The following is a 26,377-nucleotide window of genomic DNA, read 5'->3' on the forward strand; positions in this document are numbered from 1 at the left end:
TGCTCCCTCATTCCATGGTGTGACTGTCAGTTTTCTTGAACATCGGGCGCAAATTATTTTTTTGCCCGAGTGGCGAGCTGGATTTTCTTGTTCCACTTTCAATGGGCGACGAATGTCGCAGGTCAACAGATGCCAATTGAATCAAGGCAATCTACCTATTTTCACACTCTCTAGGAATGAGAAATGAAAACATTACAACGTCAAGTTAAAGGCTTACTCGCAGTCGGTACGGTGATGGCTTTCCCGGTTTCGGCAGCGCAATGGGTCGCCGTCGAAGACAGTGGTCAGTTTCAGCAAACATTAGTGGCACAAAAAGGCAGCATCGTCACGCCAGCCAATGGCTATCAGGCCATCAAAACCATTCAACTGCCCAACGGAAAAGTGAAAGTGCGTTATCAGCAGTTGTATCACGGCGTTCCGGTGTTCAACACGGCGGTGGTTTCGACCGAATCGAGTAAAGGGATCACCAAAGTGCAGGGCATGATGGCACAGGGCATTGAAGCCGATGTTGCCACCGTTAAGCCGACGCTCGATGAGAAGCAGGCCATCGCCAAAGCGGCAGACAATTTTAGCGCTGCCAACGCGTCATTTGCGGGGCAGGATCTGCCGATGGAAAATCAATCGGCGGTATTGATGGTGCGCTTGGATGACCAGCAGCAGGCACAACTGGTGTATCTGGTGAACTTCTTTGTGGCGTCCGATACGCCTGCGCGTCCTTTCTACTTCATTGATGCCAACAGTGGTGATGTGGTGAAACAGTGGGATGGTTTGGCGCACGCGGAAGCGACGGGCACCGGCCCTGGCGGTAACCAGAAAACAGGTATGTATCAATATGGCACCGATTATCCGGGATTTGCGGTGAGTAAAACCGGTTCAACCTGTACCATGTTGAGTTCTGCGGTCAAAACCGTAGATCTAAAGAACAAAACATCAGGCACGACAGCCTACAGCTACGACTGTAACAACAGCAGTAACTACAACGATTACAAAGCGGTGAATGGTGCCTATTCGCCGCTCAATGACGCCCACTACTTCGGTAAAGTGGTGTTCGACATGTACAACGATTGGTTGAATACCTCGCCGCTGACGTTTCAACTAACCATGCGTGTGCATTACGGCAGCAATTATGAGAACGCGTTCTGGGATGGCTCTGCCATGACGTTTGGTGACGGCTATTCAACCTTTTATCCGCTGGTGGACATCAACGTGAGTGCGCACGAAGTTAGTCATGGCTTTACTGAGCAGAACTCAGGGCTGGTATATGAAGGTATGTCAGGCGGTATCAACGAAGCCTACTCGGACATCGCGGGCGAAGCGGCGGAATACTACATGCGCGGTTCGGTAGACTGGGTGGTCGGCAGCGACATCTTTAAGTCGTCCGGCGGCCTGCGCTACTTCGATACGCCGTCGAAAGATGGCAGCTCGATTGATCACGCTTCTCAGTATTACAGTGGCATCGACGTGCACCATTCAAGCGGTGTGTTCAACCGTGCGTTCTACTTGCTTTCGAACAAACAAGGTTGGGATGTGCGCAAAGGTTTTGAAGTGTTTGCCGTGGCAAACCAACTCTACTGGACGCCAAACAGCACCTTTGATGAAGGCGCGTGTGGTGTGGTGAAAGCTGCGCAAGATTTGGGCTACAACGTCAATGATGTGACTGCGGCCTTTACCACGGTTGGCGTGAACTCGTCATGTTCTGTGGATTCTGGCAATGAACTTGTCAAAGGCCAACCCGTGACTGGCCTTTCTGGTTCTGCGGGCTCTGAATCGTTCTACACCTTTACGGTGAACAGCGCGACAACCGCGACGGTATCGATCAGTTCTGGTTCGGGTGATGTGGACCTGTACGTGAAAGCGGGCAGTAAACCAACCACCAATTCTTGGGATTGCCGTCCATATCGTTCGGGCAATAACGAGCAGTGTTCGATCTCGGCTGTTGCTGGCACCACGTATCACGTGATGCTGAAAGGCTACAGCGCCTACTCAGGTGTGACGCTGCGTCTGGACTAATTGCTAATCCCTTGTTATTTCCCTTAAGAAAAAGCGCACTCCCAGAGTGCGCTTTATTTTTTCTTTGGATGGCTGAGTTAACGGCCGACAAACGCAACCACAACTTTGTCATCGCCCAGCGTACGCGAGAACACATACGCATTTTTTTGTTCGATGACTTGATGTTCGCCTCCACCAATGGCCGGATGGCGGTGACGGAACTGGCCGACAGTTTGCCAATGGCTCAGCAGCACTTGGCGATCGGCATCCAAATCCCAGTTCATGCTAGAGCGAGTGCCCTGATGGAAATCATCGGCATAAGGGCCAACTTCTCGTGCGACTTCATCACCGTAATAGACTTGCACCGCGCCCGGAGTGAGCAGTAACGCATTGGCTGCGTTCCGCTGCATGTCGAGCGATTTGAAACGGCCATAGAATAGCTCGGTATCGTGCGAAGACATGTAGCTGACCGGGTTGAAATCGGGGTACTTCGCCAGCGTTTCGGCATAGTCGCGGTACACCATCGCCATTTGGCTCAGACACGCTGCGCCGGTATCCATGCGTTTTTGAATGTCGAAGTTGATCAGCGCGTCAAACCCATCATCGAAGTAAGGGCTGCGGTAAGCGCGATGGCCCCACACTTCACCCATCATCCAAAATGGTTCGCCTTGTTGGCCATTGGCGGCACGCCATTCATCGAGGCTTTCACTCGCTTTCTGTTTCAGGCGCTTCCACACATCCCCTTCCACGTGTTTCACGGTATCCACGCGGTAGCCATCCACGCCAAAGCGTTTTACCCAGTCGCTTTGCCATTCAATCAAGTAATCCGATACGGTGTAGTTGTCTTTCGCGACCACGCGAGTGCCCGGGTTGTTGAGCAGCCATTTGGGCGGCGTCACGTAGTCAGTCGATTCGGTGCGAAAATCGGGCAACCCAGCCAGTGACATGGTGATGTCGCTAGAGCCCGGTTTGGGATAACCGGGAAGGCCCGCACGAACCCAATCGCCGCCCCACCAATCGCGCCAATGGTTGCTTTGGTAGTTGATGTTTTGGTGGAAGCTGTGCCAGTTTTCACCGGCTTGAGGCGCCCAATCGGCCCAGTTTTTCGGTAAGTTACGTGGGTTGACCACGTCAACGCCGTCGAATTGCAAATCAGCCAGCGTCGCATAACCGGTGTGGTTAATCACCGCATCCAACAGCACTTTCATGCCACGTTTGTGCGCCTCAGTGACCAATGTTTTCAGGTCGTCATCCACCCCGAAGTTTTCATCGATTTTGGTGAAATCACGCGTCCAGTAGCCGTGATAGGCGTAAAACGGAAACGAGCCGCTGTCGCCGCCGCCAACAAAGCCGCGCACCTGCTCAACAATCGGAGAGAGCCAGATGGCGTCGGTGCCAAGGCTCTTGATGTAATCAAGCTTGGCGATTACGCCTTTTAAGTCGCCGCCATGAAAGGTGCCGACTTCATCTTTGCCATCGCTTTTGCGGCCATAGCTGTGATCGTTGCTTGGGTCGCCGTTCTTAAAGCGGTCAACCATCACAAAGTAAATGTTGGCGTTCCGATAGGTAAAGGGTTGCGCTTTGGCTTCCACCGGCTCTAACAACACCAAACCGCCGCTGGTTTTTGATGGGGTGAGCGTGACTTTGCCCTGCTGTACAGTGACGACTTGTTGGGTAAAGGCATCTTTGAGTTGGGTGCCATCGGCGTAGGTGTTACCCAGCGCCAGCGTCACATCGCCCCCTTGGTACACTTCACAGGTGACATTCGGAATCGGGCGTTTGAATTCGGTTTTGGTTGAGGTCGTGGCCTGACGTACAAACGTCAGCGTATGAGCCTTGGCGTCATAACTAAACGCGTATTGTCCCGTAAAACGAATTTTTAGCGGCAGTTCAGTTGCGCTGCCACAATTAAGCGCGATGGGTGAGTTGAATTTAACGCGTTGATCGGCGGGCGCCTCACATTGACCCTCGACGCCGGTGATACGCAGCGTGTAGTCATCTTTGGTGAGTGGAATGACCAGCGGCTCTTCGCTACTGAGCGGAAAATCGCGGCTGTTGGTGGTGGTGGATATGGCCAAGTTGGGCGAGGCCATGACGGTCGGCGCCACAGCGAGTAACGCCAGTGTTAGGGTGCTGAGTTTCATACTCTATCAAGTCCTTGTTTCATCGTCCCTGACTACAGAGGTCTCGCTCAACCAACGCAAAGCGGTAGCCATTACTTTGCCGTTGAGGTCACGAAATTCAGTAGGTTGGGCTGTGTTGGAATTATTCATGTTCCACATTACCTCGTCTATTTTGTCGACACATCATTCTCAAACCTACGCCCCAAGAGCTTGAACTGACTCACGTTTTATCGTTTTAGGGCGTAGATCGTCGGGCGCTTGTTTTGGTGTCTGATTGGCGGCACACTGGCGTCAAAGAGGAGAAGCCCATGAATAAATGGCACTGGATGAGTGTGGCGGTGATGGGGTGTTGGAGCCTCACGTCAGTCGCGGCGCATCCGGACTTTCTGCAGCCTTATCTGGCGGGACAAGCGGTAACTGAGGTGGCGTTTTCTGAGCGCAGCGAGTGGATGGAATGCAGTGCGATGCCGTCGGTGAATGCGTGGTGCAGCGAGCCGTTTGCCTATTATGCGACCCCAGTGTGGGCGGAGGTGACGTTTCACCCAGATCATCGCAGTGAGATGGTGCTGCACGCCGATTACAGCCAGCATCACTGGAGCCAATTGCAGCTTGGGTTACGCAAAGATGGCTTTCAGCTTCAAAACGCTCAACTGGCGCAGGCCCGCTTTGATGTGGCGCAGCAGCGGCAAACACAAAGCTGGCAAGACATGGATAAAGCGTTGGTGCTGTTTCTCAACCAACAGGCGCGGGCGTTCCCTAAAACGCTGACATGGCAGCATCAAGACGCGCAAGCCACGTTGTTCACCGATGGTGTGGCGATGTCGCTTACTTTGACGCGGACGGCGTTCGCTCCTTAGGGTGGCGCTGCAAAAATGCCGCCATGGCCGCTTCGTCGAGATAGCCATCGGCTTTTTTATGCGCGCGTAAGTATTGATATCCCGAGATGATCAGTCGCTGCTGCTCTTGCTCGTCAAGAGGCAGCGCATTTCCGGTGACGTATTGATGCGCCAGCGCGTAGGCGTCCATATCTACCACTTCAGCTTGGCGATACAAGTAACCGCAACCGGTCGCCAGCCATTCCAATGAGCAATTGGCGCGCATCGCAATCTGATTCGCTTTAGTCAGGCTCGGCTCACTGCCTTTGAGATATTTGCGAATCAAGCCTTCCGACAGCTCGACGCGACGCGCAAATCCGCTGATACTTTCTTCGCCAATTAATATTTGTAAACGTGTCGCAAAACTCACAACTTCGTACTCCAGTTCGAACTTCTCCAGTCTATCCGTTGAGGTAGCTGGGAAACAAGCTTAGGATGTTGGCCAAAGAGAGAAAAGGAGTAAAACCATGGTTGCGAAAGTCACGATTGCCTCTCAAGGCCCGGAATTTTCTGAGCTAGTACAAGGATACTGGCGTCTGGGCGAATGGGGGATGACACCGCAAGAACGTTTGACCTTCCTGAAGCAGCACCTCGAGCTTGGGATCACCACAGTTGATCACGCCGATATATACGGCAACTACGCGTGTGAGCAACTGTTCGGTGAAGCGTTGGCGTTGGAACCGTCTTTGCGTGAACAGATGCAGATCGTCACCAAGTGTGACATCAAGCTGTGCAGCGCTCAATTCCCTGAACGTACGATCAATCATTACGACACCAGTGCCGCGCACATTTACCAATCGGTGAACAACTCGCTGGAACGCTTGGGTGTCAATGACATTGATGTGCTGTTGATTCACCGCCCAGATGTGCTGATGGATGCCGATGAAGTGGCCGAGGCGTTTGCTGAACTGCATAAAGTGGGCAAAGTGAAACACTTCGGTGTGTCGAACTTCACGCCAGCGCAGTTTGATTTACTGCAATCGCGTTTGGGCAAACCACTGGTAACCAATCAGGTGGAAATCAACCCGCTGAACTTTGACGTCGCCCATGATGGCACGCTGGATCAAATGCAGATGCTGCGCACGCGTCCGATGGCGTGGTCTTGTTTAGGCGGCGGCGCTATCTTTAACGGTGAATCTGAGCAGGCGAAACGAGTGCGTGCGGTGTTAGAAACGCTGCGTGAAGAGTTAGGCGCTGCAAGCATTGACCAAGTGATTTACGCGTGGGTACGCGCACTGCCATCGAAACCGCTGCCCATCATCGGCTCGGGTAAAATCGAGCGTGTACAAGCCGCGGTGGATGCATTGGATCTGACACTGACTCGCGAACAGTGGTATCGCGTGTGGGTGGCGTCGAAAGGTCATGGCGTGCCATAGGCCACGCTGCGGAACAGATAAAAACCAGCCCTCGGGCTGGTTTTTTTGTCACTCTACGTCGCAGGTTCGATTTCACCGCGCCAATGACGGTGGCGGTTAACCGTTCACGCCAGCTGATGACCGTTCGTCGCAAAGCGCCAAATGAGTTTTTCAATCGCTTTAATCTGATTCCTGACCACACAGAAAAGGGAGGTGCCGCACGTTTCATGAGCGGCATTGCAGGGCGTGCATAGGCAAACCCGCCTGAACTGTTTAGGATTCACTCATTGATAAAGGAATCGTCTTATGACAGACACAACTCTTTGGCTAAAACGTCATGGCAAGAGCCTGACCTTCACCGCGCTGTTTTGCTTTGTGATTGCGCTCGGTACGCAGGCGATTTGGCCAAGTCCGCTTCGCGGCCATCTCATCATCAGCTTTGGTTACGGTGTGAGTGCGTATCTGTGCGCACTGGTGTTGGGCGCGGTGTTTCCCTCGCTCTCTACCCGTCACGTGAACCTGCTTGCGTTGGCTGGCGCCATGGTGCTTGGCACCACCAATGCGTACATTTGGTTGAATCAATACCCGGGCTTCGACACGCTTGCGGCGCTTAAACCGGTGATGATGTTGGGGTTGATGTTTACCGCGCTGTGCTTTTTCTATTTTTACGCTCATGAGCAAAAGCTGGTGGCGGAAAATGCGCTCGAAGTGGCGAAACGTCGTCAGAGCGAACAGGAGAAAGCCTTGCTACTGAGCCAGCTCAAACAGCTGCAAAGCCAGATTGAACCACATTTTCTGTTTAATACGCTCGCGAATGTGAACGCGCTGATTGCCAGCGAACCGCACAAAGCGCAGCGTATGCTGGAAAAACTAACCGATTTATTGCGCAGTTCAATGCGCCATCGCGAGGGTGTTTCGACCCTCAAAGACGAACTGGAACTGATTGATGCTTATCTGGGGATTCAATCGATTCGTTTGGGAAATCGTCTGCGCTATAGCTTACCTAACGATCCGCAGTGGCACGCGCTCTGCTTGCCGCCAATGTTGTTGCAACCGCTGGTGGAAAATGCGATCGAGCATGGCATTGAACCCAAAGCGGAGGGCGGAGAAGTGAATGTGGCGATTGAGCGCCTGCAGGATGCGATTGTGCTGACCGTTTCAGACAATGGCGCCGGGCTTGGTGAGATTCCCAAAGGCAATGGCATCGCGCTGGAGAATGTGCGCCAGCGTCTTCAGGGGCTGTTTGGCCGAGATGCTAAGTTCACACTGACTCAGAACGCCAAAGGCGGTGTGACCGCCACGATTCGAATCGCTGAACACGCGATGACACACTTACAAGGAGAGCATGATGTGGCCTGATGTGACCGCGCTGATCGCAGACGATGAACCGCTGCTGCGCCGCCATTTGAATCAATCGTTGGCTGAGTTGTGGCCACAACTCCATGTGGTAGCGACGGCGGACAATGGGGAAACCGCACTTGACGCGATTCATCAGCATCGGCCCGATATTGTGTTTCTGGACATCAAAATGCCCAAGCTCGATGGCATGGCTTTGGCGAATCAACTCAAGGCGCTGGTCAAGCCGCCGCTGGTGGTGTTTGTGACGGCCTTTGATGAGTACGCGCTGCGCGCCTTTGATATCAACGCGGCAGATTATCTACTTAAACCGGTGAGCGAATCTCGTTTGCAACAGTGTTGTGAACGGTTGCAGCAGCGATTACAAAGCGCCGAGCAAACCGCGCCGGACATGGCGCAGTTGCTCTCTCAGCTCTCAAAGCTCAACCGCCAACCCAGCTATTTGACTTGGTTGAAAGCGAGCAAAGGTGAGGAGATTCATTTGATTGCCGCGGCAGATGTGCTGTATCTCAAAGCTGAAGATAAATACCTGTCGGTGTATACGCAAGGTGAGCGTGGAATCGAAGCGTATCTACTGCGCGCATCGCTGAAGGAGCTGTTGGCGCAGCTCAATCCCGATCAGTTTTGGCAAATCCATCGCGCAGTCGCTGTGAATGTCGCCAAGGTAGATAAAGTGAAAAAGGAGTTCACCGGCAAAATGTACGTCTACATTGGGGAGCGAAAATTGGCGGTGAGCCGGGCGTTGCAAAGCCAATTTAAATAGCGGCCAAATCCCGTTCAAATAGGCTTGGTTCAAGATCAAAAGTGATTCAAAAATAAAAAGCGGACCTAAAGTCCGCTTTTCTTGTATGCATTGGGTTGTTAGCCAATCACAATTTGACCCAGGACGTAGCCCATACAACAACCACCAATCACGCCCACCAACCCCGGCGCCATAAAGGAGTGGTTGAAGTACCACTTACCGATCTTGGTGGTGCCGGTGATATCGAAGTTCACCGTGGCGATATCAGACGGGTAGTTCGGAATGAAGAAGTAACCGTACAGCGCCGGCATCAAACCGATCAGCAGGGCAGGCTCTAAGCCCAGCGCTAAGCCCACGGGCAGCATCATTTTTGCCACCACCGCTTGTGAGTTCACGACCACGGAAACGATGAACAGTGCCAGCGCGAACGTCCAAGGGTAGGCGTTCACCATATCAATGATGCCAGAGCGGAACTGCGGCATCGCGTATTGGAAGTAAGTGTCTGACATCCATGCGATACCGAAAATCGCAATCGCCGCCACCATCCCTGATTTGAACACCACACCTTCCGGCACGGTTTTCGGATTTACTTTGGTGACCAGCAAAATGATACCGCCGAAACACAGCATCATCATCTGAATGACGGTTGCCATGTTGATGGGTTTTGCATCACCGATTTGACGCACTTCTGGGAACATCGCCACCAGTACAATCACAATGATCGACAGGATGAACAGCAGCACGGAGTTCTTCGCTGATGTCGGTAGTTGTTCATTCAACGATGTGGCTGTGGTGCTGAAGATCTTTTCACGCAATACCGGATCTTGCAGGCGCGCTTGATACTCTTTGTCATCTTCCAGCTCTTTACCGCGACGCAAGCTGTAAAGCGACATTAGCACGGTTCCGAACAGCGTGGCTGGTACAGAGACCATCAGAATCGACAGCAGTGTGATGTTGTGGTTGATGTTGGACAGCTCCGCCAAGTAGTACACCACTGCCGCCGAAATCGGAGACGCGGTGATGGCGATTTGCGATGCCACAGAAGCCGCCGCCATTGGGCGTTCAGGACGAATGCCGTTTTTCAACGCCACGTCGCCGATGATAGGCATGATGGAGTAAACCGCGTGACCGGTACCGAGCAGGAAAGTCATACAGTAAGTGACCAGCGGCGCAATGATGGTGACGCGTTTGGGGTTTTTACGCAGCAAGCGCTCCGCCACTTGCAGCATATATTTCAGGCCACCAGCGGCTTCCAAAATCGAAGCACACGTGACCACCGCAAGAATGATAAGCATAACGGTGATGGGTGGTGACGTGGGCGGCATCTTGAAGATAAAGACTTCGACCGTCAGACCGATACCCGATACAACGCCGAGGCCAATACCGCCATACCGCGAGCCGATGTACAGCATTATTAGGAGGAACAAGAACTCCATGTACAACATATTTGTGAACCTTATGAAATGAGAGATGAATATATTTTCCGACGCTATTCACAAAAAATATGAAGCTTGGTTCACACAACTTGGGCTACAAAAAATGGAATGAAAGTAATGGGAGGGCAATCACGGTATTTGATTGATAAGTAATGATATTGGGAGTGATTTTGTAGCGAGAATGTTGTGCCACAATGTGTGTCCTGTGAATAAAAAGCCAAGCGCAGAAGGCTTGGCTTTACAAGAACTTATGTCATCTGATGCATAAAGCAACGCAAAGTATGCAACGCGTTTAGTCGTAGATGGTCGGAATGGGTTGACGTTTGTGCTGCGTGGCTTTGTAAATGCTCACTAAACGGTCAATCACCGCTTGAGTGACCGGTTTGCCTTCGAGGAAATCATCGATCTGTTCGTAAGTCAGGTTCAACGCATCTTCATCCGCTTTTTGCGGCGCGAGCTCTTCCAAATCCGCCGTTGGGGTTTTGTGAACCAGCAGCTCCGGTGCACCCAGTGCTGCGGCGACTTGGCGAACTTGACGTTTGCTTAAACCAAACAGCGGCGCAAGGTCACACGCACCGTCACCAAATTTGGTGTAGAAGCCGGTGATGTTTTCGGCTGAATGATCGGTCCCCAGTACCAAACCACCCACGTACCCGGCGATTTCATATTGTGCCACCATGCGAGCACGCGCTTTGACGTTGCCTTTGACGAAATCAATTTTCGCCGCTTCGCGTGGGATCAGCCCCGTGCCGGCCAATGCGTCATGTGATGCGGCGTGTAAGCCATCGACACCCGCTTTGATGTTCACGGAAACTGAGAAGGTCGGTTGAATGAAAGCCAGCGCTTGCTGCGCTTCATCTTCATCCTTTTGTGCACCGTAAGGCAGGCGAACGGCAACGAATTTGTATTGGTCAGTGCCGTGCTCTTGGTTGAGAGCATCCACCGCCAATTGGGCCAAACGACCGCATGTGGTGGAATCGATACCGCCACTGATGCCAAGAACGAGTGCTTTGCAGCCAGATTCAGTCAGTTTGCGTTTAATAAAGCCAACACGGCGTTCAATTTCGAATGCTGGATCGATGCTTGGTAGCACTCGCATCTCTTCGCGGATAATTTGTTCCATTAGCGTTCCTTTTCCTGCAAGCAATAAACATTTAGTAGTATCATACCGCAAACATTCAATTAGAAAACCGTGAATGCCGTTTTCACTCTTAATCGGGAAAAAGATGGAAAAAATTGCTGTTTTTGGCAGCGCTTTTAACCCACCCACGTTGGGCCACAAGAGCGTCATTGACTCACTTGAACATTTTGATCGCATTTTACTCGTGCCGAGCATTTCTCATGCTTGGGGCAAGGAAATGCTGAATTATGAGATCCGCTGCAACCTTATTGATGCTTTTATTGGTGATTTTTCATCTCATAAGTTAGAACGAAGTACAGTTGAACAGGATTTGATCCAACCGGGTGAAAGTGTCACGACTTACGCGGTTTTGACGCGTTTACAGGAAATCTTTCCTCACGCTGACATTACTTTCGTGGTCGGACCTGATAATTTGTTCAATTTCGGTAAGTTTTTTAAATCTCAAGAGATTTTACAGCGTTGGTCCGTGATGGCCTGTCCGGAAAAAGTCAAAGTACGCAGTACGGACATTCGCCAGCGTTTAGCTGAAAAAGGGGACATCTCCACCATGACAACCCCTTCAGTGGCACAGTTACTGCAAAAACTCAGCGTGTATTAATCATTTTTGCCCGTGTTGGGCTGGAGTCGTGAACCATGAAAAAGTGTGTGTTGTTATTAGCACTTTTCTCTCTACCGACCTTGGCGTTGGACTGCGACTTATATACTTCGGCAACACAACCCTCAGAAGAGCTCGTTGAGATCAACTACATGGAGAACGCCGGCATTTGCGTTTCTCTCAATAGTGAAGAACCGGGCTCGGAACATCTGTTAACGTTTGATGCCGAAGCGGATGCAACACCAAGCAGTGGTGAATATTGGGATGGTTGGTTGGCTGCTGATGTCAACGACAGTAGCCCATTTGTGACCCAACAGATGGACAACAGTTATCTGGGTGTGGGCGTTTGGATGCCGGCTGATTTGGCTGCACGTGAAGAACAAATGACCACTGAAGAGTGGGTGAAGAGCCACGGCCTAAAGCTGAGCTTGGGGTTTGGCCAGAAGAAAACGGGAGAACCGCGTGTTCGCCTAGATTATCGTTGGCACGAAGTGTATCAAGCCGATTGGTTTATGCAGGTTGAAGTGCCATTTTGAGCCGTGAAGCATATGGTAAAAAAGGTCATCGAGAGATGACCTTTTTTTGTGCCTGCGCCTGATGGTGTGTTGCGTTGTCTAAGACGGTTTATCTGCGCAGTACTTTTTATCTTCGTAGTACTTTGGCATTCCCGCTTAACTCAGTTTGAATGCGCCGAGCTGCTGTTTCACGCGATCCACTTCACCATGATAGCTGCTGACAATGTGATTCATTTGTTGGGCCAGTTCACCGGTTTGCTGGGCAATGTCAGCCAGAATGTCGACGTCTTGGTCGACCGCTTCACTGGCTTTGGATTGCTCAATGGTGGCGTTCGCGATGCTGGTGATGTGTGCGTTGACTTCTTCAATCACACTTTCCAGCGCCGCCACGCTGTTGGTCACAGTCGACACGGACGCAAAGGTGTCGTGAGTCGCTTCGCGGCTTTTCTCCATGTTGTTTACTGCTGTGGCCGTGTTGTTGGTGATATTGCCGAGCAGTTGGCTGATGTGCTCCGTTGCGTCTTTACTGCGTTGCGCCAAATCGCGCACTTCAGAGGAGACCACGGCAAAACCGCGCCCGTGTTCACCAGCGCGCGCCGCTTCAATGGCGGCGTTGAGGGCCAGCAGGTTGGTCTGTTCTGAAATGCCATTGATGGTATCGACGATTTTACTCACGCTCATGGCGTCTTTTTCCAGCTCGGTCATGCAGGTTTGCGTCTGTTCGATTTGCTGCACCAAGGCTTCAACCGCTTTGAATGATGATTGGCTTTGATCTTGGCACTCGACCACCCGTTGGGTCATTTGTTGGGTTTCTTCCAGCGCTCGTTCTGACGACTGCGCAATTTCAACACTGGACTGCGACAGCTCAGTCATTGCCGCAGCGATGTTTTCACATTTGGCCGTTGTTGCGCTGCTGCTCTTTCCGAGATCTTGCGCGCCGCGGACAATTTTGGTCAGGCGTTCCGCGCTGTGTTCGTTGGTGGTGGTGACATCGGACAGCAGGCTACGAATGTTGGTGGTTAAACCATTCACGCTCTGCGAGATCTGCGAGATTTCATCTTGACCGGGTGAAGCCAAAGAGACACTCAAATCGCGTTGGGATGCCATGGCGTGCAGTGTTTTGTTGAGTTTTCCCACGCGCTCGCGCAGCGTCATCACACTGGTGACCAAGCTCCAAATCAACACAAATCCCACGATGATACTGAGCACCAAGATGATGTTCTGGTTCCAAATGGCTTGTTCTGCTTGCGTGGCCGATAGGGTGGTCATTTGTTGCTGAATGTCGTTTCGTAGTTGGTTAATCAGCTTGATGCGTTCGGTTGCGGCGCCAAACCATTCCGACGGCGCAGGGCCTTGCAAGGCATTTAACGTGTCACTTTGGGACAAATAGGCGCGTTGAATCGCTTCCACATTTTTCCAAATGTCGGTGTTTTTGGCTTGCGTCAGCTTCTGGTTCAACGCGGGGGGCATCGTCAGGGTTGCCATGCGCTCTGCATATTTCCCGGATTCAATATACCCGTTGACTGCGGTGTATTGCGCGGGCGTCGATGCTTTGCGCGCAAATGCCCCATTGAGCGCGCCGCGAACTTGTCCGGCGCGCTCTTTCATGATCACGATAGCAATTAATGAGCTACCCATTTCAGCCACATTGACGTCGTCGATGGTGGAGAGCAGGACTTGCGCATCATCGATTGCCAGTTGATTGAGGTTGGAGTAGTAGGCAAACGGAGAAATGGTGGGCGCGAGGGCATCAACTTGTTTGCGTACGTCGGAGAGTTGTGTCAGTTGATTGAGGACATCGGCTTTTAATGCGCGCGTTAATTGTGGGGCGAGTGTTTTGGGGGCAAAGTTTTGCAGCGCTTTCACGTGCGTATCGGTTTCGCTGCGCTGCTGACGAAGTTGCTCGACTTGCGGGCCTTGGCCTTTGGCGCCAAGAACACCAGCGGTGAGGCCGCGTTCTAACGCCAGATTGTGCGCGAGGTTATCGTAGAGCAGAATGAGGTTGACGGTTTCTTGGTCATGCTCAGCGACTTCCACATGGTTTCTGAGGTCGAGCACGTTCAACGTCGCAAGTATCAATGCAATGGCGATAGGTAGGCCAGCAATCAGCGTAACCACCCTGTACACAGGGAAATGCCGCAATAGTTTTTTCATGTTGCCCTCTGACGAGTTAATTTATTATTGAGTTCTTGGGTAAAACATCCGTTCTTAGGTAAAACAGTCGTTCTGATATAAAACATTAGTGTAGACAAGGATTAAAGAACACAACGGATGCATTCACGCAATAATTGAATCCTCATGCGAGTGCACGACTTGATTGTGCGCCCATTGATGCTGCAACAGGGGGCAATACGGGCGCTGTTTTTGCTTCAATTTTGTGCGCTAGATCCGATTGAATGGAAATGCAGTGATGGATTCAATCCGTGCATCGGTTTTCACCGCAGTTAAATTTCTTTAGACTGCGGGTTTTCGATCTCAACAGGAATAGACTGACATGGAACTGAGCGCGCTACTGACGCAACTGAATGAGCAACCTGAATGCGTTGTATTTGCTGAGGTCATTGCGACCATTGATGCGCATTACGATTTCACGCCAACGGCGTTTGACAATGGCGAGACCCGCAATGAAGCGAACCAGAACAACGGTTCATGTAAGATTTTTGCCTTTGCGCAGCTTCATCAACTGAGCCCGCAAGCTACGCTCGCTTGCTTTGGTGATTTTTACCGTCAGGATGTGTTGCAGCACCCGGAGAATGAGGATCATCAGAACATTCGCAACTTCATGCGCTTTGGTTGGGATGGCGTGACCTTTGAAGGCGAGGCGCTGCGCGCCAAATAAGTCACACGAAGTGAGCCACGAGAAACGTGGTCCACGAGACAAAGACATCAGACAAACAAAAGGGAGGCCATGAGCCTCCCTTTTTGACGTTGGGTCTTTGACGTTAGGTCATTGATGCGTGGCGTTAGATCGCCAGTGGCATGTGTTTGGATGGATCGTGGCGTTTGTACACGCGGCGTAGTCCAAGCAGCGCCAGCACTGACATCACCATCATAATCACGCCCAGTGGCAGTTGGTTGGATGCTGGGAACATGGATGCCATCAAGGTCGCCAAGCCAGCGCCCAAGTTTTGCATGCCACCCAAAATCGCACCGCCAGTACCGGCATGGTAAGGCAGCGGTGTTAACGCGCCCGTAGTTGCCGCAGGGAACAAAATACCAGCACCCAAGAAATACACCGTTGCACCACCAATTAAAGTGGGGGCCGTGGTGTGATCCATCAAGCCAGGGATCAACACGATCATCGAACCCAGCATAATCGCGAACAAGCCCACTTGTAGTGCGCGTTTTTCACTGGCACGTTGTGCAATCACATTCGACAGCCACGCACCGGCCAGATAACCCGGAATTGGGGTGACGAACAACAAGCTCACGGTGGTTGCTGGCAGCGCCAGAACACCACCCAGCAGCACGCCGGCCGCGCCTTCAAATACCGCCACACCAGCAAAGGTGGCGACAAGGCAAATCAAGTAACCTTGAAAGCGGTGATCGGACATCACGTAGCTGTAGCTGTGCAGTACCGACTCTTTTTTACGACGCTCTTTTGGCAGCGTTTCGACCATGCTGGTCATCATGGTAATGACCACGGCAATCGCAAACAGCGACAAGAACAGGTAGCTTGAACGCCAACCAAAGAATTCAGTCAGGTAACCACCCAATACTGGCGCGATCAGCGGAGAAAAAATCAAACACATGCTGATCAGGCTGTTCGCATGGTGCAGTTCTGCGCCGGTAAAACAGTCGCGCGTTAATGTACGAGACATCGCACCGCCACAACCAATCCCCAAGCCTTGAATAAAGCTACCTGCCAAGAACCAAGCGTAGTCATGGGCAAATAGCGCGACCAATGAACCTACGATGTAAATGGCCAGACCCGCGATGATGATCGGTTTACGGCCCAAACGATCGGACAGCGGACCGTAGACAAACTGCGACAGACCATACGGGATCAGATAGCACGCCATTACCGCCTGCAGCGATGCGGCAGACACCAGAAAATCATCGGCCATGTGACCAATGGAAGGCACATACATGGTCTGAGTCATCTGACCAACAGCGGTCAGAATGGCGATCAGGAACGTCAGTTTAGCTAACGGAAATGTTGCAGACATCTTTTTCTCCACCCAACAACATCAATAACGCGAGAAAGATAAATTTCAAAAATATGACTAATGAGAGCGGGAAGGAAAGCGATGCTCTCGGCGCGAGATATTAGTGAGGGTGGAGTGCTTAAGCAATCGAAAAATGTGATCTTAAGCAAGATAAAAATCTATGTTTTGAATTAGAAAAAGTAATGTGAAATTATTATTCAATCGGCTGTTTTTCTAAGCATTTTCGACACAGGCAAACCGAGCTTTCTGGCTGGGCAGACACGTCACGTTTTTCGACGTCAAAACACCAGCAGGTGCTTTTCCCCGCGCTGATGTCGCAATGTGCTGGCTCGCCGCAAGCAGGGCAAGTGTGGGTGGATTGTTGACCGAATAATCGCTGCATGATGGTGTCGCGCTCGTCGTCGGACAGATGGCGCCACTGAATAATTTCATCCATCGTGCGGCGGCAACCAGAGCAGATTCCACCATTGTTTTTACAGGCGGCGATACATGGGGTTTTCATAACAGCGAACTTCTTGAGTGAGTGAACCGGAAATATACCTGAAGTTGTGCCGTGACCCAACCGGAGGCATTCGATCTTTCGTTGTACGGCTATTGCTTTTGTGGCGGCGCGTGACTATGATGAATCTAAATGAGAATTAATATCATAAAGGTGTTTTGATGTTACCTTTGCTTGCTGCCTTGGTATTTATGTTTGGATTGGGAAAGAAGCTGCTGGTGCCGGTGCGCTGGACGGTCACTTTGTCTGTCCTGCTGGTGGCGCTCTATCTGTTGGGCGTGATTAGCGCCGTGCCAGTGTTGGTGACGCTGTTTGTCGCCTCGCCATTTCTGATCCATTTACGCTACAGCGATAAGGCCAATACGCTGTTTGGCCTGTGTGTGGTGGTGCCGTTAATTTTGGAAGTGGTTCGCTAACGGCGTGCCTGTTCCATAAATTCCGACCGTGTTGCGGTGGTTGATACGCCAGTGACGCGTCATATTTCATCAACACGTTGCTGGCAATTAAGCTGCCGCAGCTGACCAATCCCAACCCGACCCATGTGAGTGTGCTTGGCATCTCGCCAAAGAGTGGTATCGCCAATAACGTTGCAAGGGCTGGTGTGGCTGAACCAAATGCCGCAGAGCGCTCCGCACCGAGTGTGGTCACCGCATGCAGGTAAGTAAAGGCAGCAATCACGCCGGCTCCCAAACCTTGAATTAAGCTGTGGCCAAACAGCGTTTGCCATGGCCAGGCCGAGATCGGCGTTTGCGCTAAGTGGCTCGGCAGCACGCCAGTGGCGATCAGCGCGAGTAGCAAGGTGACGGACAACAGGGAAATGAATCCGGCCGCAGCCAGCGAATGCAAGTTCGCGACACGAGCGCAGATGGTAAATACGGCCCACATCAAACTGCCCAGCAGAAACAGCAAGTGACCCAACAGTTTGTCACTCTGATAATCCATGGCGCTGGTGGAGAGAAACACGCCAATTCCCCCCAAGACCAACACCAACCCAAAGATACGATGCTGGCTCAGCGGCTGATGAAACAGCCATACCGCAATGCCGGAGACAAAGAGCGGCAGGGTGCCCGGAACCAGTGTGCTGCCGTCGGAAACCGGCACAAAGTGCATCGCACTGCCGGTTAACAGCAGGTAAGGCAGGCCGCAGCCGATAAACATGCCGAGCAAGTAACGCTTGGGCACCATCGCTATTTGTGCTTTGGCTTTCATCACAAACGGCAACAACAGTATGGCGGGAATCAAAAAGCGCGTCAGCGCGATATCGGCCGGTGTCAGCGCACTCATGGCTCCTTCGCGCAGTGATAAGAAAAAGCCCGCCCAAAGCAGCAGTGTGGCCACCATGGCCAAGTATCCTGAAAGCATAAGTCATCCCTGATGATCGGTGGTGCCGCGTGCCATGCGCACAATCGGCCGAGGGTTTTATTATCACGAGAACTTGACGCTGATATTCAGCGAATTTAGTTTATGGGAATGGAATTATTGATGGATTCCATCAATAAATATGAAAATGACGCTGGAAATCACCAAATGATGAAAATGGACAGAATTGACCGCCACTTGCTGGCGCTGATTCAAAAACAAGGCCGACTCTCGACGGCTGAATTGGCGGAGCTGGTCGGGTTGTCAGCCTCTCCCTGCGCGCGGCGCATCAAGCGGCTGGAAGATGAAGGTGTGATTGATGGTTATCAGGCGACGCTGAATCGCAAAGCGGTTGGCATCGGCATGACGGTGTTTGTCGAAGTCAGCCTCAATAATCATCAAGCCAATTCGATTGATGAATTCGAATCGGCGCTGGTGGAGATGGATGAAGTGATCAGCGCGCACGTGGTGTCGGGCGCGTACGATTATCTGCTGGAAGTGGTCAGCCCGGATCTGGTGGGTTACGAGCGCTTTATTCGCAAAGTGCAGCAATTGGACAACGTCAAAGACATTCATACTCATCTGGCGATGCGCCAGGTGAAACAGGCTGGCTCGTTGCCCGTGTTTCGTTAACCAGATGGATGTGCATGGGATTTGATATCCGTCTGTTGCGCGTGACAGTATCTCTGGTGACGCGGTTTGCGTAACAGAATTTTAACGTTATAGTGACCGCCTAACGTTGTACAGGAGCTTATGGATGAAGCTAACGATTTCAGGGAAGTTGCAGCTCAGTTTTTTGTTGTTGGCCCTTTTATTTGTCGCGTCTGCCGCGATGACCTATCGCAGTGTGTCGGTATTAGAACGCCACACGCAATCCCTTCTGAATTCTGATTTGCCGACCGTCGACACCAGTCGCGGCATTCAACAATCGATTCAAGCCACGTTATCCAGCGTGCGCGCCTACATGTTGCTGGGCAGTGATGAAGCCGCGGGTGAAACGCTTAAGCAGCAGTTAAATGCCATTATCGCGCAAACCGATGAGAGCTTGCCGGTGCTCGAAACGCTGATTGCCGCGCAGGATTATCAAACGGTGGTTGAGCAATGGGATGCGGTGAAAACCTCCGTCCATCAGATTGTCGAACTGGCGCACAGCCCAGAAAACTTGCCAGCGCATAACCTCTTTATCAACGAAGCTGCGCCGATTGCAGAAGTCGCGCTGGATCAGATTCAAGGCTTGATCAACGACGAAGCATCGAAGAAAGAAGGCGATGACCGCAAGCGCCTGTTTAAAGTGTATGCCGACAGCTACAACTCGCTGGCCAACGCGTTATCGGCGATGCGCGATTTTTTGCTTTATGGCAAGCCGGAATATTTGAGCAAGTATCACGATTTTATCAAGGCGCACAATCAGTCGGTCCGTGAGATTGAAGACAAACTCGATCTGCTAGACGACAGCGACCGCTCATTGTGGGATCTGTTCAAAGAGATGCAGCAGCTCTATTTCCCCTTGGCAGATCAAACCATTGCGCTGCGCCAGTCACCGGATTGGAACGTGGCCAACCAAGAGATGGCTCAAAAGCTGGTCCCTGCGGCCAGTGCGCTGGCAGCGAGCTTAGACAATGTGGTGGCCGCGCAGCAGCAAAAGGCTGATCGCAGTGGGCAGGGCATTGAAGCGTCCATTCATCAAGTGTTGACGTTTTTGGTTGTCGCGCTGGTGCTGGTGATTGTTGCAGCATTGGCGATATCCAATTACATGGGGCGCAGCATTGGCCGCCGCGTGTCGGAGATTTCACAGCGCGCGCAGCGCATTGCCGCAGGCGATGTGTCGCAGCAACCGCTCGCCGTACAGGGCAATGATGAGCTGTCGGCACTCACTGAATCAATCAACCGCATGAACGCCTCTTTGGCGGGCATCGTGCGCGGCGTGACCGACAAAGCCAATCAGGTGAGCGAGAGCATGACTGCGCTGCTTGATTCCAGCCAACAGACCCTAACGCAGGTGAAAAACCAGCAGCAACACATTACCGAAATGGACGCGGAGTTATCCGATGTTGCGCAATCGACCACGCACACGTTGGAGCAGGCGCAGCGTTCGGTTGACACGCTATCGGCATCACAACGCGAAATTGCACAGGGGAAAGCGTCGCTGGTTCGCAACAAACAGACCATGCAGACGCTGCATGAGACGATTGAAAACGCCAACGTGCTGGTGAGCCAACTCAGTCAGGAAAGTGCAGCGATTGGCAAAGTGACCGAAGTGATTGAAGGCTTGGCGGAGCAAACCAACTTGCTGGCTTTGAACGCTGCCATTGAAGCGGCGCGTGCGGGTGACTATGGCCGCGGGTTTGCGGTGGTGGCGGATGAAGTCCGTTTGTTGGCCACGCGTACCACGCAATCGACCACCGAGATTAACCAGATTGTGCAGGCGATTCAGTCGTCGACCGCTTCGGTGGTGAACGAGATTCAACAAGGTCAGCAAATTGCTGGCGTCGGCGCGCAGCACATCGAAGAAGCGGTGGTGAAGCTGGAATCCACCACGACACAGATTGCGATGCTGAACGATCAAATGGCACAGCTGACCAGCGCGGCAGAGCAGCAGACGCAAGCCACCCAAGCGATCACCAGCCTGATGCATGGCGTGACACATGCGGTGGAAGATGTGGCGGCGATCAGCCAGCGTTCCAACCAAACCTCGCAGCAAGTGCGTGAACAAGTCGCTGACCTGAACCACGAAATGGCGCAGTTTAAACTGGCGTAATGTCGATAGGCGCTGCGTGCGATCGGCACGTGGCGCTGCCTTCTCGTTTTCTTCCTCTTTCCCTTCTTGTATTTCATTCAAGTATTCTATGTTTTCTTGGAATTACGTTGATGATGTTTATTGAATCTGTTGAATATGGACTCCGCTTCACGAAGCGCGTTTGTGGTCATCGGTAAATTGGTCTCTTTCTTCTAACGTTAGATTGCTCCTCAGAGGTCCGATGTCTGCGCCTTGTTCTCAGGCGCCGATCCCCGAATAAGAAGGAAGATCATTTGAAAAATAAACTATTACTTTCTGCTCTCTGCCTGTTCAGCTCGTTGTCACTGGCCGCCACCAGTGCCAGTGCGCTCGATCAAACAGGCTATACCCACACCAAATACCCTATCGTGCTGGTTCATGGGTTGTTTGGTTTCGATACGTTGGCAGGTGTCGATTATTTCTACGGCATTCCGCAATCATTAACCAAAGATGGCGCAACGGTGTATGTCGCGCAGGTGTCTGCCACCAACAGCACCGAATTACGCGGTGAACAGCTTTTGGCGCAGGTCGAAACGCTGCTGGCTGCCACGGGTGCGGAAAAAGTCAACTTGATGGGCCATAGTCATGGCGGCCCGACGGTGCGGTATGTGGCCTCAGTTCGTCCCGACTTAGTCGCCTCGGCCACCAGTATTGGCGGCGTGAATAAAGGTTCGGCTGTGGCGGATTTGGTGCGCAATACCATTCCGCAAGACTCAGTCACGGAAGCCTTGGCGGTTAAATTGGCCGATGGGTTGGTGGCGCTGATCAATCTGCTCTCTGGGGGTGGCGATCTGGAACAAGATGCGTTGGCATCGCTGGATGCGCTGACCACGGAAGGCTCACTGGCGTTCAACCAAAACTACCCGGAAGGCATTCCCGAGACGGCATGCGGCGAAGGCGATTATGAAGTAAACGGCGTGCGTTATTACTCGTGGACTGGCGCATCAACGTTTACCAACGCACTCGATCCTACCGATGCGGCGATGACTGTGTTGGGACTGGCGTTTGATGGCCCGAGTGACGGCTTGGTGGGGGCGTGCAGTGCCCATTTAGGCCAGGTGATTCGAGACGATTACGCCATGAATCATTTGGATGAAATCAACGGCTTGCTCGGTATTCATCACCTGTTTGAAACTGACCCTGTTACTTTGTACCGCCAGCACGCCAATCGTCTGAAACTGCAAGGTTTGTAAGGAGTCGACATGCAAAAGACCGCACTGTGTTTAGGAATAGTGGCCGTATTGGGGAGCCTCAGTGCGGCCTTTTGGCCTTCCGACACCGCGCCACCGGCTGCGATGCAGGTGGCGTCGCAAAGCGATACTGAGTTGGATCAATCTTCGCCGCGAGATCTGCTCGACTATTTTGTGTCTGGTTTGGGAGAAGGCGATTTAAAGGCGATAGAGCACCACGTCGCCAATTACGAGCAGCAAACCAACGGCTTTTTGGTCGATGGGGCGCTGTTTGAGCAATTTGTTCGCTATAAACAGGCGTTGGCGGAGCTTGAACCGTCGGTGCCCATTAACGCGCTGGATCACGCCGCACTATCGGCGCTCAATCAGCAGATCCTCGCGTTGCAATTACAGTTTTTTACGTCGGAGCAACAACAGCATTTGTTTGGCGAAGAGAACCAGCTCCGGCATCTGGCGATGGAAAAGCTGCGAATTGCTGGTGAGGCCAGCGATGCTGCAGATGCCAAATCGCAATGGCAAAGCGTTGTGGTGGAGCAAGCCGATTATATTCAGCGCAGTGAACACAATACCGATTTGGTGAACCGACTCTACAACGCAGATGGCGATGATGATGAACAGTCGCGTTATCTTGCTCGCGTCGCGGCGGTAGGAGAAGCTGGCGCAGAGCGTTTGAGTGCATTGGATGCGCAGCGCACGCAGTTTCAGCAGACGTTGGCGGTTTATCTGGCAGAGCGCGCGGCATTGCTTGCCGACAGTCACTTGAGTGAGGCGCAAAAAACGCAGCAAATTACCGCGTTGCGTGAAGCGCGCTTTGATGCCAAGCAATGGCGTAGAGTGGAAGCGTTGGAACGCATGCAAACGCAATAACCATGATCGCAAAAACAATGACCGCAAAAACCGTAGCCGCAAAAAAGTACAGCGAGATGAGCGAAAAAAAAGAGCGCAACGGGCGTTGCGCTCAACTGTTTCTATGCAAGAAACATAAGGTGGGACTTACAGATCAAGAGAAATGGTGGTGGTGGTGCTTGCGCCGTCATCGTCCATCACTTTGAGTGTGACGGCCTGCTCGCTTGCGCGCGGTAGAATGGCGGTAAACACGCGACCCCGTTTAATTTTGCCGTTCGGCAGCGTCCATTCGGTGTCGACGATGCGACCATCACTGTCGCTGCTGGTTGACCACATGGTGACCCAGCGACCCAAATGCACATAACGTGCGCTCGCTTGTGGCGGCAGGTTCGGCTGCACGACGGTAATGGTTTGAGTGACGGTGTCGTTCTCACCCTGATCATCGGTCACGGTGAGGCGAACGGTGTAGGTGCCCGCGGCGTCATAATGCCAGCTTGGTGCCATAGCATCACTGGTTTCGCCGTTGCCAAAATCCCACGCGTAGCTGGCCAGTTCGCCATCCGAATCTTGGCTGTGGTTGTGCGCGTTGACACTCAGACCATTCACATCCAGTTCGAAGTTCGCGGTTGGCGGCACATTGGCCGTGTTGGCGCGTGACAGACGAACCACACCGAATTCGTTGTCTTGGCTCTGATTTACGATGTCGATTTGCAGGCCAAATTCAGTCAGTAAACGGCCAGAATCTGGTGCGAGCGGCGAGCTGTAATCTTGACCATCGGCGAAGTTGGCGTTGCCAATCAAGCTCACATCTTCCAGCACATCACCATCGGCACTTTCTAGGCGCATTGGGGCTTGGTCAAACAGTGAGAAAGCAGCGTCACGCACTTGGAATCGGGTTTGCGCCGCTTCACCGCTGTTCGACCACACCATCGCGTTTTGGTCTGCATCGACCACGCCGAGCCAGCCTTCACCCGGGTGTTTACCGACCCAGTTGTCTTTGTACGATTCATCCACATACCACACCAGCAGACCCGGTTCGAAGCTGATCAACTGACCCATGCGTTTGATGTTGGCCAAACCTTCATCAACGTTGTTGTGGCTGCGCCATTGCAGCAAGTAATAATGGTTGGCTTCGTGGAACCCGTCGTTGGTGGTGTAGCCGTTGAGCGCAAACGTTGAACCGTTTTCTGCATCATCTAGCGCAGTGATGCTGCCGTCGACGTCCAGCGCCAGATTGTCGATGTACAACCCTTCCATCGCCAGACCGCCATCCGTCACATAGTCAAAACTCAGCTCAACCGTTTGGCCTGCCCACGCCGACAAATCGAACTGCGCATCCACCCAACCGTTTGACTCGCCCCCAATGGCTGGTGCGAGGCCCGTGTTATTCGGGTCATCCATCGAGGTGATGTTGCCTTGAATCGGCTGACCGTTAATCAACACGCGTGCAAAGTCGTAATCTTGTTCAATCTGATACCACGCTTTAAACGTCAGCATCGCGCTGCTGCCCGCTGGAATCGAGACCTGACGGCTCATGCGGTTGTTCAGACTGTCGCCTTTGTTGGAGTAAAACGCGTATTGGCCTTCGTACGGCTGAATGCCTTCAGTGCGTTTCATCGGCAGATTCACTTTCACCAAGTTCGGACGTGCGTTGTCGGTGGTTTGGAACAGGGTAAAGGTGCGCGCGCCTTTTTTCAGATCGTCGATGGAAATCTGGTCGTCGTTGATCCAACGGCCGCCAATTGCGGTTTGTAGAAATTGCTTGGACCACGCGGAGAACGCGGTGGGCTGCGTGCCGCCGATTTTACCTGCCCAACTGCCAGACGACATGATAGACCAGTAAGAGACCGGTTCACCTTTGCCTGTGTATTGGGTGTCGTATTCATCCGGCAGGCCCAAATCGTGGCCATATTCGTGGGCACATACCCCGGCGGCGGCATCAATCGGCTGAATGGTGTAATCGTACGCGGCGTATTGGCCATTAAAGCGTCCCGGTACGGTGCTGCTGGTGCCTTTTAAGACATGATACTGGCCGAGGTTGTAGCGGTGGGACCAAATTGCATCCGCGCCCAGCACGCCGCCACCGGCTTCCTCGCCCACAGAGGCGTGGAACACCATCAGGTGATCAATGACGCCATCGGGCTCACGGTAGTTGCCGTCGCCATCGTAGTCGTAACGGTCTTCGACATCGTAGTCGGCAAGGTTGATGTTGGGATCTTGCGCCAGTTGATCCAACGCTTCACGCACCAGTTCTTGTGCGTGCATATCACTGTCGGTTGCTGGCGAGTTGCCACCGTAATAAGCTGCATTTTTGGAGGCGCGATACCAGCCTGCGGCTTGACCCGCCACGCTGTAACTCTTGCCTGATTCATTCTGGTAGTACTGGCGCATCGAGATCAGGTTTTCGCCATTCGGCCCGGCGTAGCCGGTGTCTGAAAACAGCAGATCCTGATAGTGCGCGGCATCGTAATTGTCGTAGAGCATTTCGGTATGCGCTTTGGTGAGCTGGTTGTCGTTCCACGGCAGATCCGGGAAGTCAATCAGCAACGCCAGCACTTTATCGGTTCGCTGCTGGCCAATTTCCAGCGCGAACACACTGGCTTTGTGCATGCCTTTTTCTTTCTTGATCACCTTCAGCACTTTTGCGCGTTGTTCCAGTGCTTTTTTGCCAAACTGAGCGTCACCTTTAAAGCCGGAGCGAATTTTGCTATCGAGATAAAGATCCAATGCGTGACGTTTTTCTGCTGCGGTCGCATCTGCGCTCACGGTGCCATTGCGGACCAACATGTCGATCAATTTGTCTTCGTTAACGACCCCCATGTCCACCGGGGTTTGTGCCAATGCACCGACGCTAAACCAAGAAGCCACTGCGGAGGCAAGCAAGGTTTTCCTCATGTTTTTCATTCTATTTCCTTATTATTTCCCATATTTATGGTGCAAACATGCCGACAGAAAACGCTGCCTGCATGAATTCTTTTTTATGTATTTATTCGGTGTCCGGAGAAATACAGTGTTCAGTCGGGTTAGGGTCTGAAGAAGAATTGGTTTCTTTATTATTGGGATTTTTGTTGTTGTGTTTTTTATTTAAATAAATCGTTAACGCACGTTGTTGTTGTTCGGCCGTGAGCCCTTGGCAAATCACACCACGCTCAATTAAGGCCGCGAGTAAACGTTCGTCATCGGGCTGTGCGGTGGTACTAACATGGGCATGGGCTTGAACGGTTGCCAGCATGAATAGGGATGTAAAAATAACCTTCATCAAGTCAACTCTACGTGTGTGAAATATTTGTAACAATTTATAGCTAGGTTATTTCATCGACAAGATGAAAGAATGGATCTCTGAAATAGCCATTCCAAATTACACAGAATCAGTGAACATGAAATAAAGATTAATATTGATGAGTCAGTTAT

21 protein-coding genes and 1 pseudogene are annotated in these 26,377 nt (G+C 52.2%); 12 read left to right on the forward strand and 10 right to left on the reverse strand.

The genetic code is table 11. The features are described 5' to 3' along the window. Positions 1-183: 183 nt before the first annotated feature. Entirely contained in the window at positions 184-2,010 is a 1,827-nt protein-coding gene (locus tag ACF8PK_RS13120; RefSeq protein ID WP_392441703.1) for a M4 family metallopeptidase, read from the forward strand. 77 nt (positions 2,011-2,087) lie between these two features. On the opposite strand, the gene ACF8PK_RS13125 is transcribed toward ACF8PK_RS13120, so the two are convergent. Further along, the gene (locus ACF8PK_RS13125; RefSeq protein ID WP_392441705.1) at positions 2,088-4,133 is read right to left on the reverse strand and encodes an alpha-amylase; all 2,046 of its coding nucleotides are present in this window, start codon (positions 4,131-4,133) and stop codon (positions 2,088-2,090) included. Positions 4,134-4,420: 287 nt separating this feature from the next. On the opposite strand from ACF8PK_RS13125, the gene ACF8PK_RS13130 reads away from it, so the two are divergent. Further along, on the forward strand, positions 4,421-4,969 hold the full coding sequence (locus ACF8PK_RS13130; protein WP_392441707.1) for a hypothetical protein: 549 nt from the start codon (positions 4,421-4,423) through the stop codon (positions 4,967-4,969). Here ACF8PK_RS13130 and ACF8PK_RS13135 read toward each other — a convergent pair. Then, positions 4,938-5,357 (reverse strand): hypothetical protein, encoded by a 420-nt coding sequence (locus ACF8PK_RS13135; protein WP_041943195.1) that lies wholly within the window; start codon positions 5,355-5,357, stop codon positions 4,938-4,940. The genes ACF8PK_RS13130 and ACF8PK_RS13135 overlap by 32 nt on opposite strands. 97 nt (positions 5,358-5,454) lie before the next feature. On the opposite strand from ACF8PK_RS13135, the gene ACF8PK_RS13140 reads away from it, so the two are divergent. The 3 genes from ACF8PK_RS13140 to ACF8PK_RS13150 all read left to right on the forward strand — a co-directional run bounded on the left by ACF8PK_RS13140 (position 5,455) and on the right by ACF8PK_RS13150 (position 8,461). Further along, positions 5,455-6,363 carry an aldo/keto reductase family oxidoreductase gene (locus ACF8PK_RS13140; RefSeq protein ID WP_158108458.1) on the forward strand — a complete coding sequence of 303 codons (909 nt, stop codon included), beginning with the start codon at positions 5,455-5,457 and terminating at the stop codon, positions 6,361-6,363. 285 nt (positions 6,364-6,648) lie between these two features. Then, a complete protein-coding gene (locus ACF8PK_RS13145) occupies positions 6,649-7,701 on the forward strand; it encodes a sensor histidine kinase (protein WP_392441709.1) in 1,053 nt (350 codons plus the stop codon). Next, positions 7,691-8,461, forward strand: coding sequence for a LytR/AlgR family response regulator transcription factor (locus ACF8PK_RS13150; protein ID WP_392441831.1), 771 nt, complete (start codon positions 7,691-7,693; stop codon positions 8,459-8,461). Before ACF8PK_RS13145 ends, ACF8PK_RS13150 begins: the two co-directional genes overlap by 11 nt. A gap of 98 nt (positions 8,462-8,559) precedes the next feature. Here ACF8PK_RS13150 and ACF8PK_RS13155 read toward each other — a convergent pair whose 3' ends face one another. Together ACF8PK_RS13155 and nadE are read right to left on the reverse strand one after the other, a co-directional pair. Then, entirely contained in the window at positions 8,560-9,885 is a 1,326-nt protein-coding gene (locus ACF8PK_RS13155; RefSeq protein ID WP_038151633.1) for an anaerobic C4-dicarboxylate transporter, read from the reverse strand. 283 nt (positions 9,886-10,168) lie between these two features. Then, positions 10,169-10,999: an ammonia-dependent NAD(+) synthetase gene (gene nadE, locus ACF8PK_RS13160; RefSeq protein WP_392441710.1), complete on the reverse strand. Its 831-nt coding sequence runs from the start codon at positions 10,997-10,999 to the stop codon at positions 10,169-10,171. Positions 11,000-11,102: 103 nt separating this feature from the next. On the opposite strand from nadE, the gene ACF8PK_RS13165 reads away from it, so the two are divergent. Both ACF8PK_RS13165 and ACF8PK_RS13170 read left to right on the forward strand, forming a co-directional pair. Further along, positions 11,103-11,615, forward strand: a complete 513-nt coding sequence (locus ACF8PK_RS13165) for a nicotinate-nicotinamide nucleotide adenylyltransferase (protein ID WP_004726956.1) — start codon at positions 11,103-11,105, stop codon at positions 11,613-11,615. Positions 11,616-11,650: 35 nt separating this feature from the next. Next, the gene (locus ACF8PK_RS13170) at positions 11,651-12,148 is read left to right on the forward strand and encodes a hypothetical protein (RefSeq protein ID WP_231623377.1); all 498 of its coding nucleotides are present in this window, start codon (positions 11,651-11,653) and stop codon (positions 12,146-12,148) included. Between the two features lie 135 nt (positions 12,149-12,283). Here the strand turns inward: ACF8PK_RS13170 and ACF8PK_RS13175 are convergent, their stop codons facing one another. Further along, complete coding sequence (locus ACF8PK_RS13175) at positions 12,284-14,281, reverse strand: methyl-accepting chemotaxis protein (RefSeq protein WP_392441713.1); 1,998 nt, start codon at positions 14,279-14,281, stop codon at positions 12,284-12,286. 340 nt (positions 14,282-14,621) lie between these two features. Here ACF8PK_RS13175 and ACF8PK_RS13180 point away from each other — a divergent pair, with 340 nt between their 5' ends. Beyond that, complete coding sequence (locus tag ACF8PK_RS13180; protein WP_154179729.1) at positions 14,622-14,966, forward strand: HopJ type III effector protein; 345 nt, start codon at positions 14,622-14,624, stop codon at positions 14,964-14,966. A 124-nt stretch (positions 14,967-15,090) separates the two neighbouring features. Here ACF8PK_RS13180 and emrD read toward each other — a convergent pair whose 3' ends face one another. The 3 genes and pseudogenes from emrD to ACF8PK_RS13195 all read right to left on the reverse strand — a co-directional run. Continuing rightward, positions 15,091-16,296: a multidrug efflux MFS transporter EmrD gene (gene emrD / locus ACF8PK_RS13185; protein WP_004726952.1), complete on the reverse strand. Its 1,206-nt coding sequence runs from the start codon at positions 16,294-16,296 to the stop codon at positions 15,091-15,093. 193 nt (positions 16,297-16,489) lie between these two features. After that, positions 16,490-16,798: a cysteine-rich CWC family protein gene (locus tag ACF8PK_RS13190; RefSeq protein ID WP_392441716.1), complete on the reverse strand. Its 309-nt coding sequence runs from the start codon at positions 16,796-16,798 to the stop codon at positions 16,490-16,492. A gap of 441 nt (positions 16,799-17,239) precedes the next feature. Further along, positions 17,240-18,157: pseudogene (locus tag ACF8PK_RS13195) on the reverse strand (DMT family transporter); the annotation flags it as partial. Between the two features lie 174 nt (positions 18,158-18,331). Here ACF8PK_RS13195 and ACF8PK_RS13200 point away from each other — a divergent pair. From ACF8PK_RS13200 to ACF8PK_RS13215, 4 genes are all read left to right on the forward strand, one after another. After that, positions 18,332-18,787 carry an Lrp/AsnC family transcriptional regulator gene (locus tag ACF8PK_RS13200; protein ID WP_158108461.1) on the forward strand — a complete coding sequence of 152 codons (456 nt, stop codon included), beginning with the start codon at positions 18,332-18,334 and terminating at the stop codon, positions 18,785-18,787. Between the two features lie 124 nt (positions 18,788-18,911). Further along, positions 18,912-20,912, forward strand: a complete 2,001-nt coding sequence (locus ACF8PK_RS13205; RefSeq protein ID WP_392441717.1) for a methyl-accepting chemotaxis protein — start codon at positions 18,912-18,914, stop codon at positions 20,910-20,912. A gap of 272 nt (positions 20,913-21,184) precedes the next feature. Beyond that, the gene (locus tag ACF8PK_RS13210) at positions 21,185-22,123 is read left to right on the forward strand and encodes a triacylglycerol lipase (protein WP_172562452.1); all 939 of its coding nucleotides are present in this window, start codon (positions 21,185-21,187) and stop codon (positions 22,121-22,123) included. Positions 22,124-22,132: 9 nt separating this feature from the next. Beyond that, a complete protein-coding gene (locus ACF8PK_RS13215) occupies positions 22,133-22,987 on the forward strand; it encodes a lipase secretion chaperone (protein ID WP_392441719.1) in 855 nt (284 codons plus the stop codon). Positions 22,988-23,113: 126 nt separating this feature from the next. On the opposite strand, the gene ACF8PK_RS13220 is transcribed toward ACF8PK_RS13215, so the two are convergent. Beyond that, a complete protein-coding gene (locus tag ACF8PK_RS13220) occupies positions 23,114-25,870 on the reverse strand; it encodes an immune inhibitor A domain-containing protein (RefSeq protein WP_392441720.1) in 2,757 nt (918 codons plus the stop codon). Between the two features lie 82 nt (positions 25,871-25,952). Beyond that, complete coding sequence (locus ACF8PK_RS13225; protein ID WP_392441833.1) at positions 25,953-26,225, reverse strand: hypothetical protein; 273 nt, start codon at positions 26,223-26,225, stop codon at positions 25,953-25,955. Positions 26,226-26,377: the final 152 nt, after the last annotated feature.

This window comes from Vibrio sp. CJQ_6, from assembly GCF_043106745.1.
In the GTDB taxonomy this organism is placed as follows: domain Bacteria; phylum Pseudomonadota; class Gammaproteobacteria; order Enterobacterales; family Vibrionaceae; genus Vibrio; species Vibrio furnissii.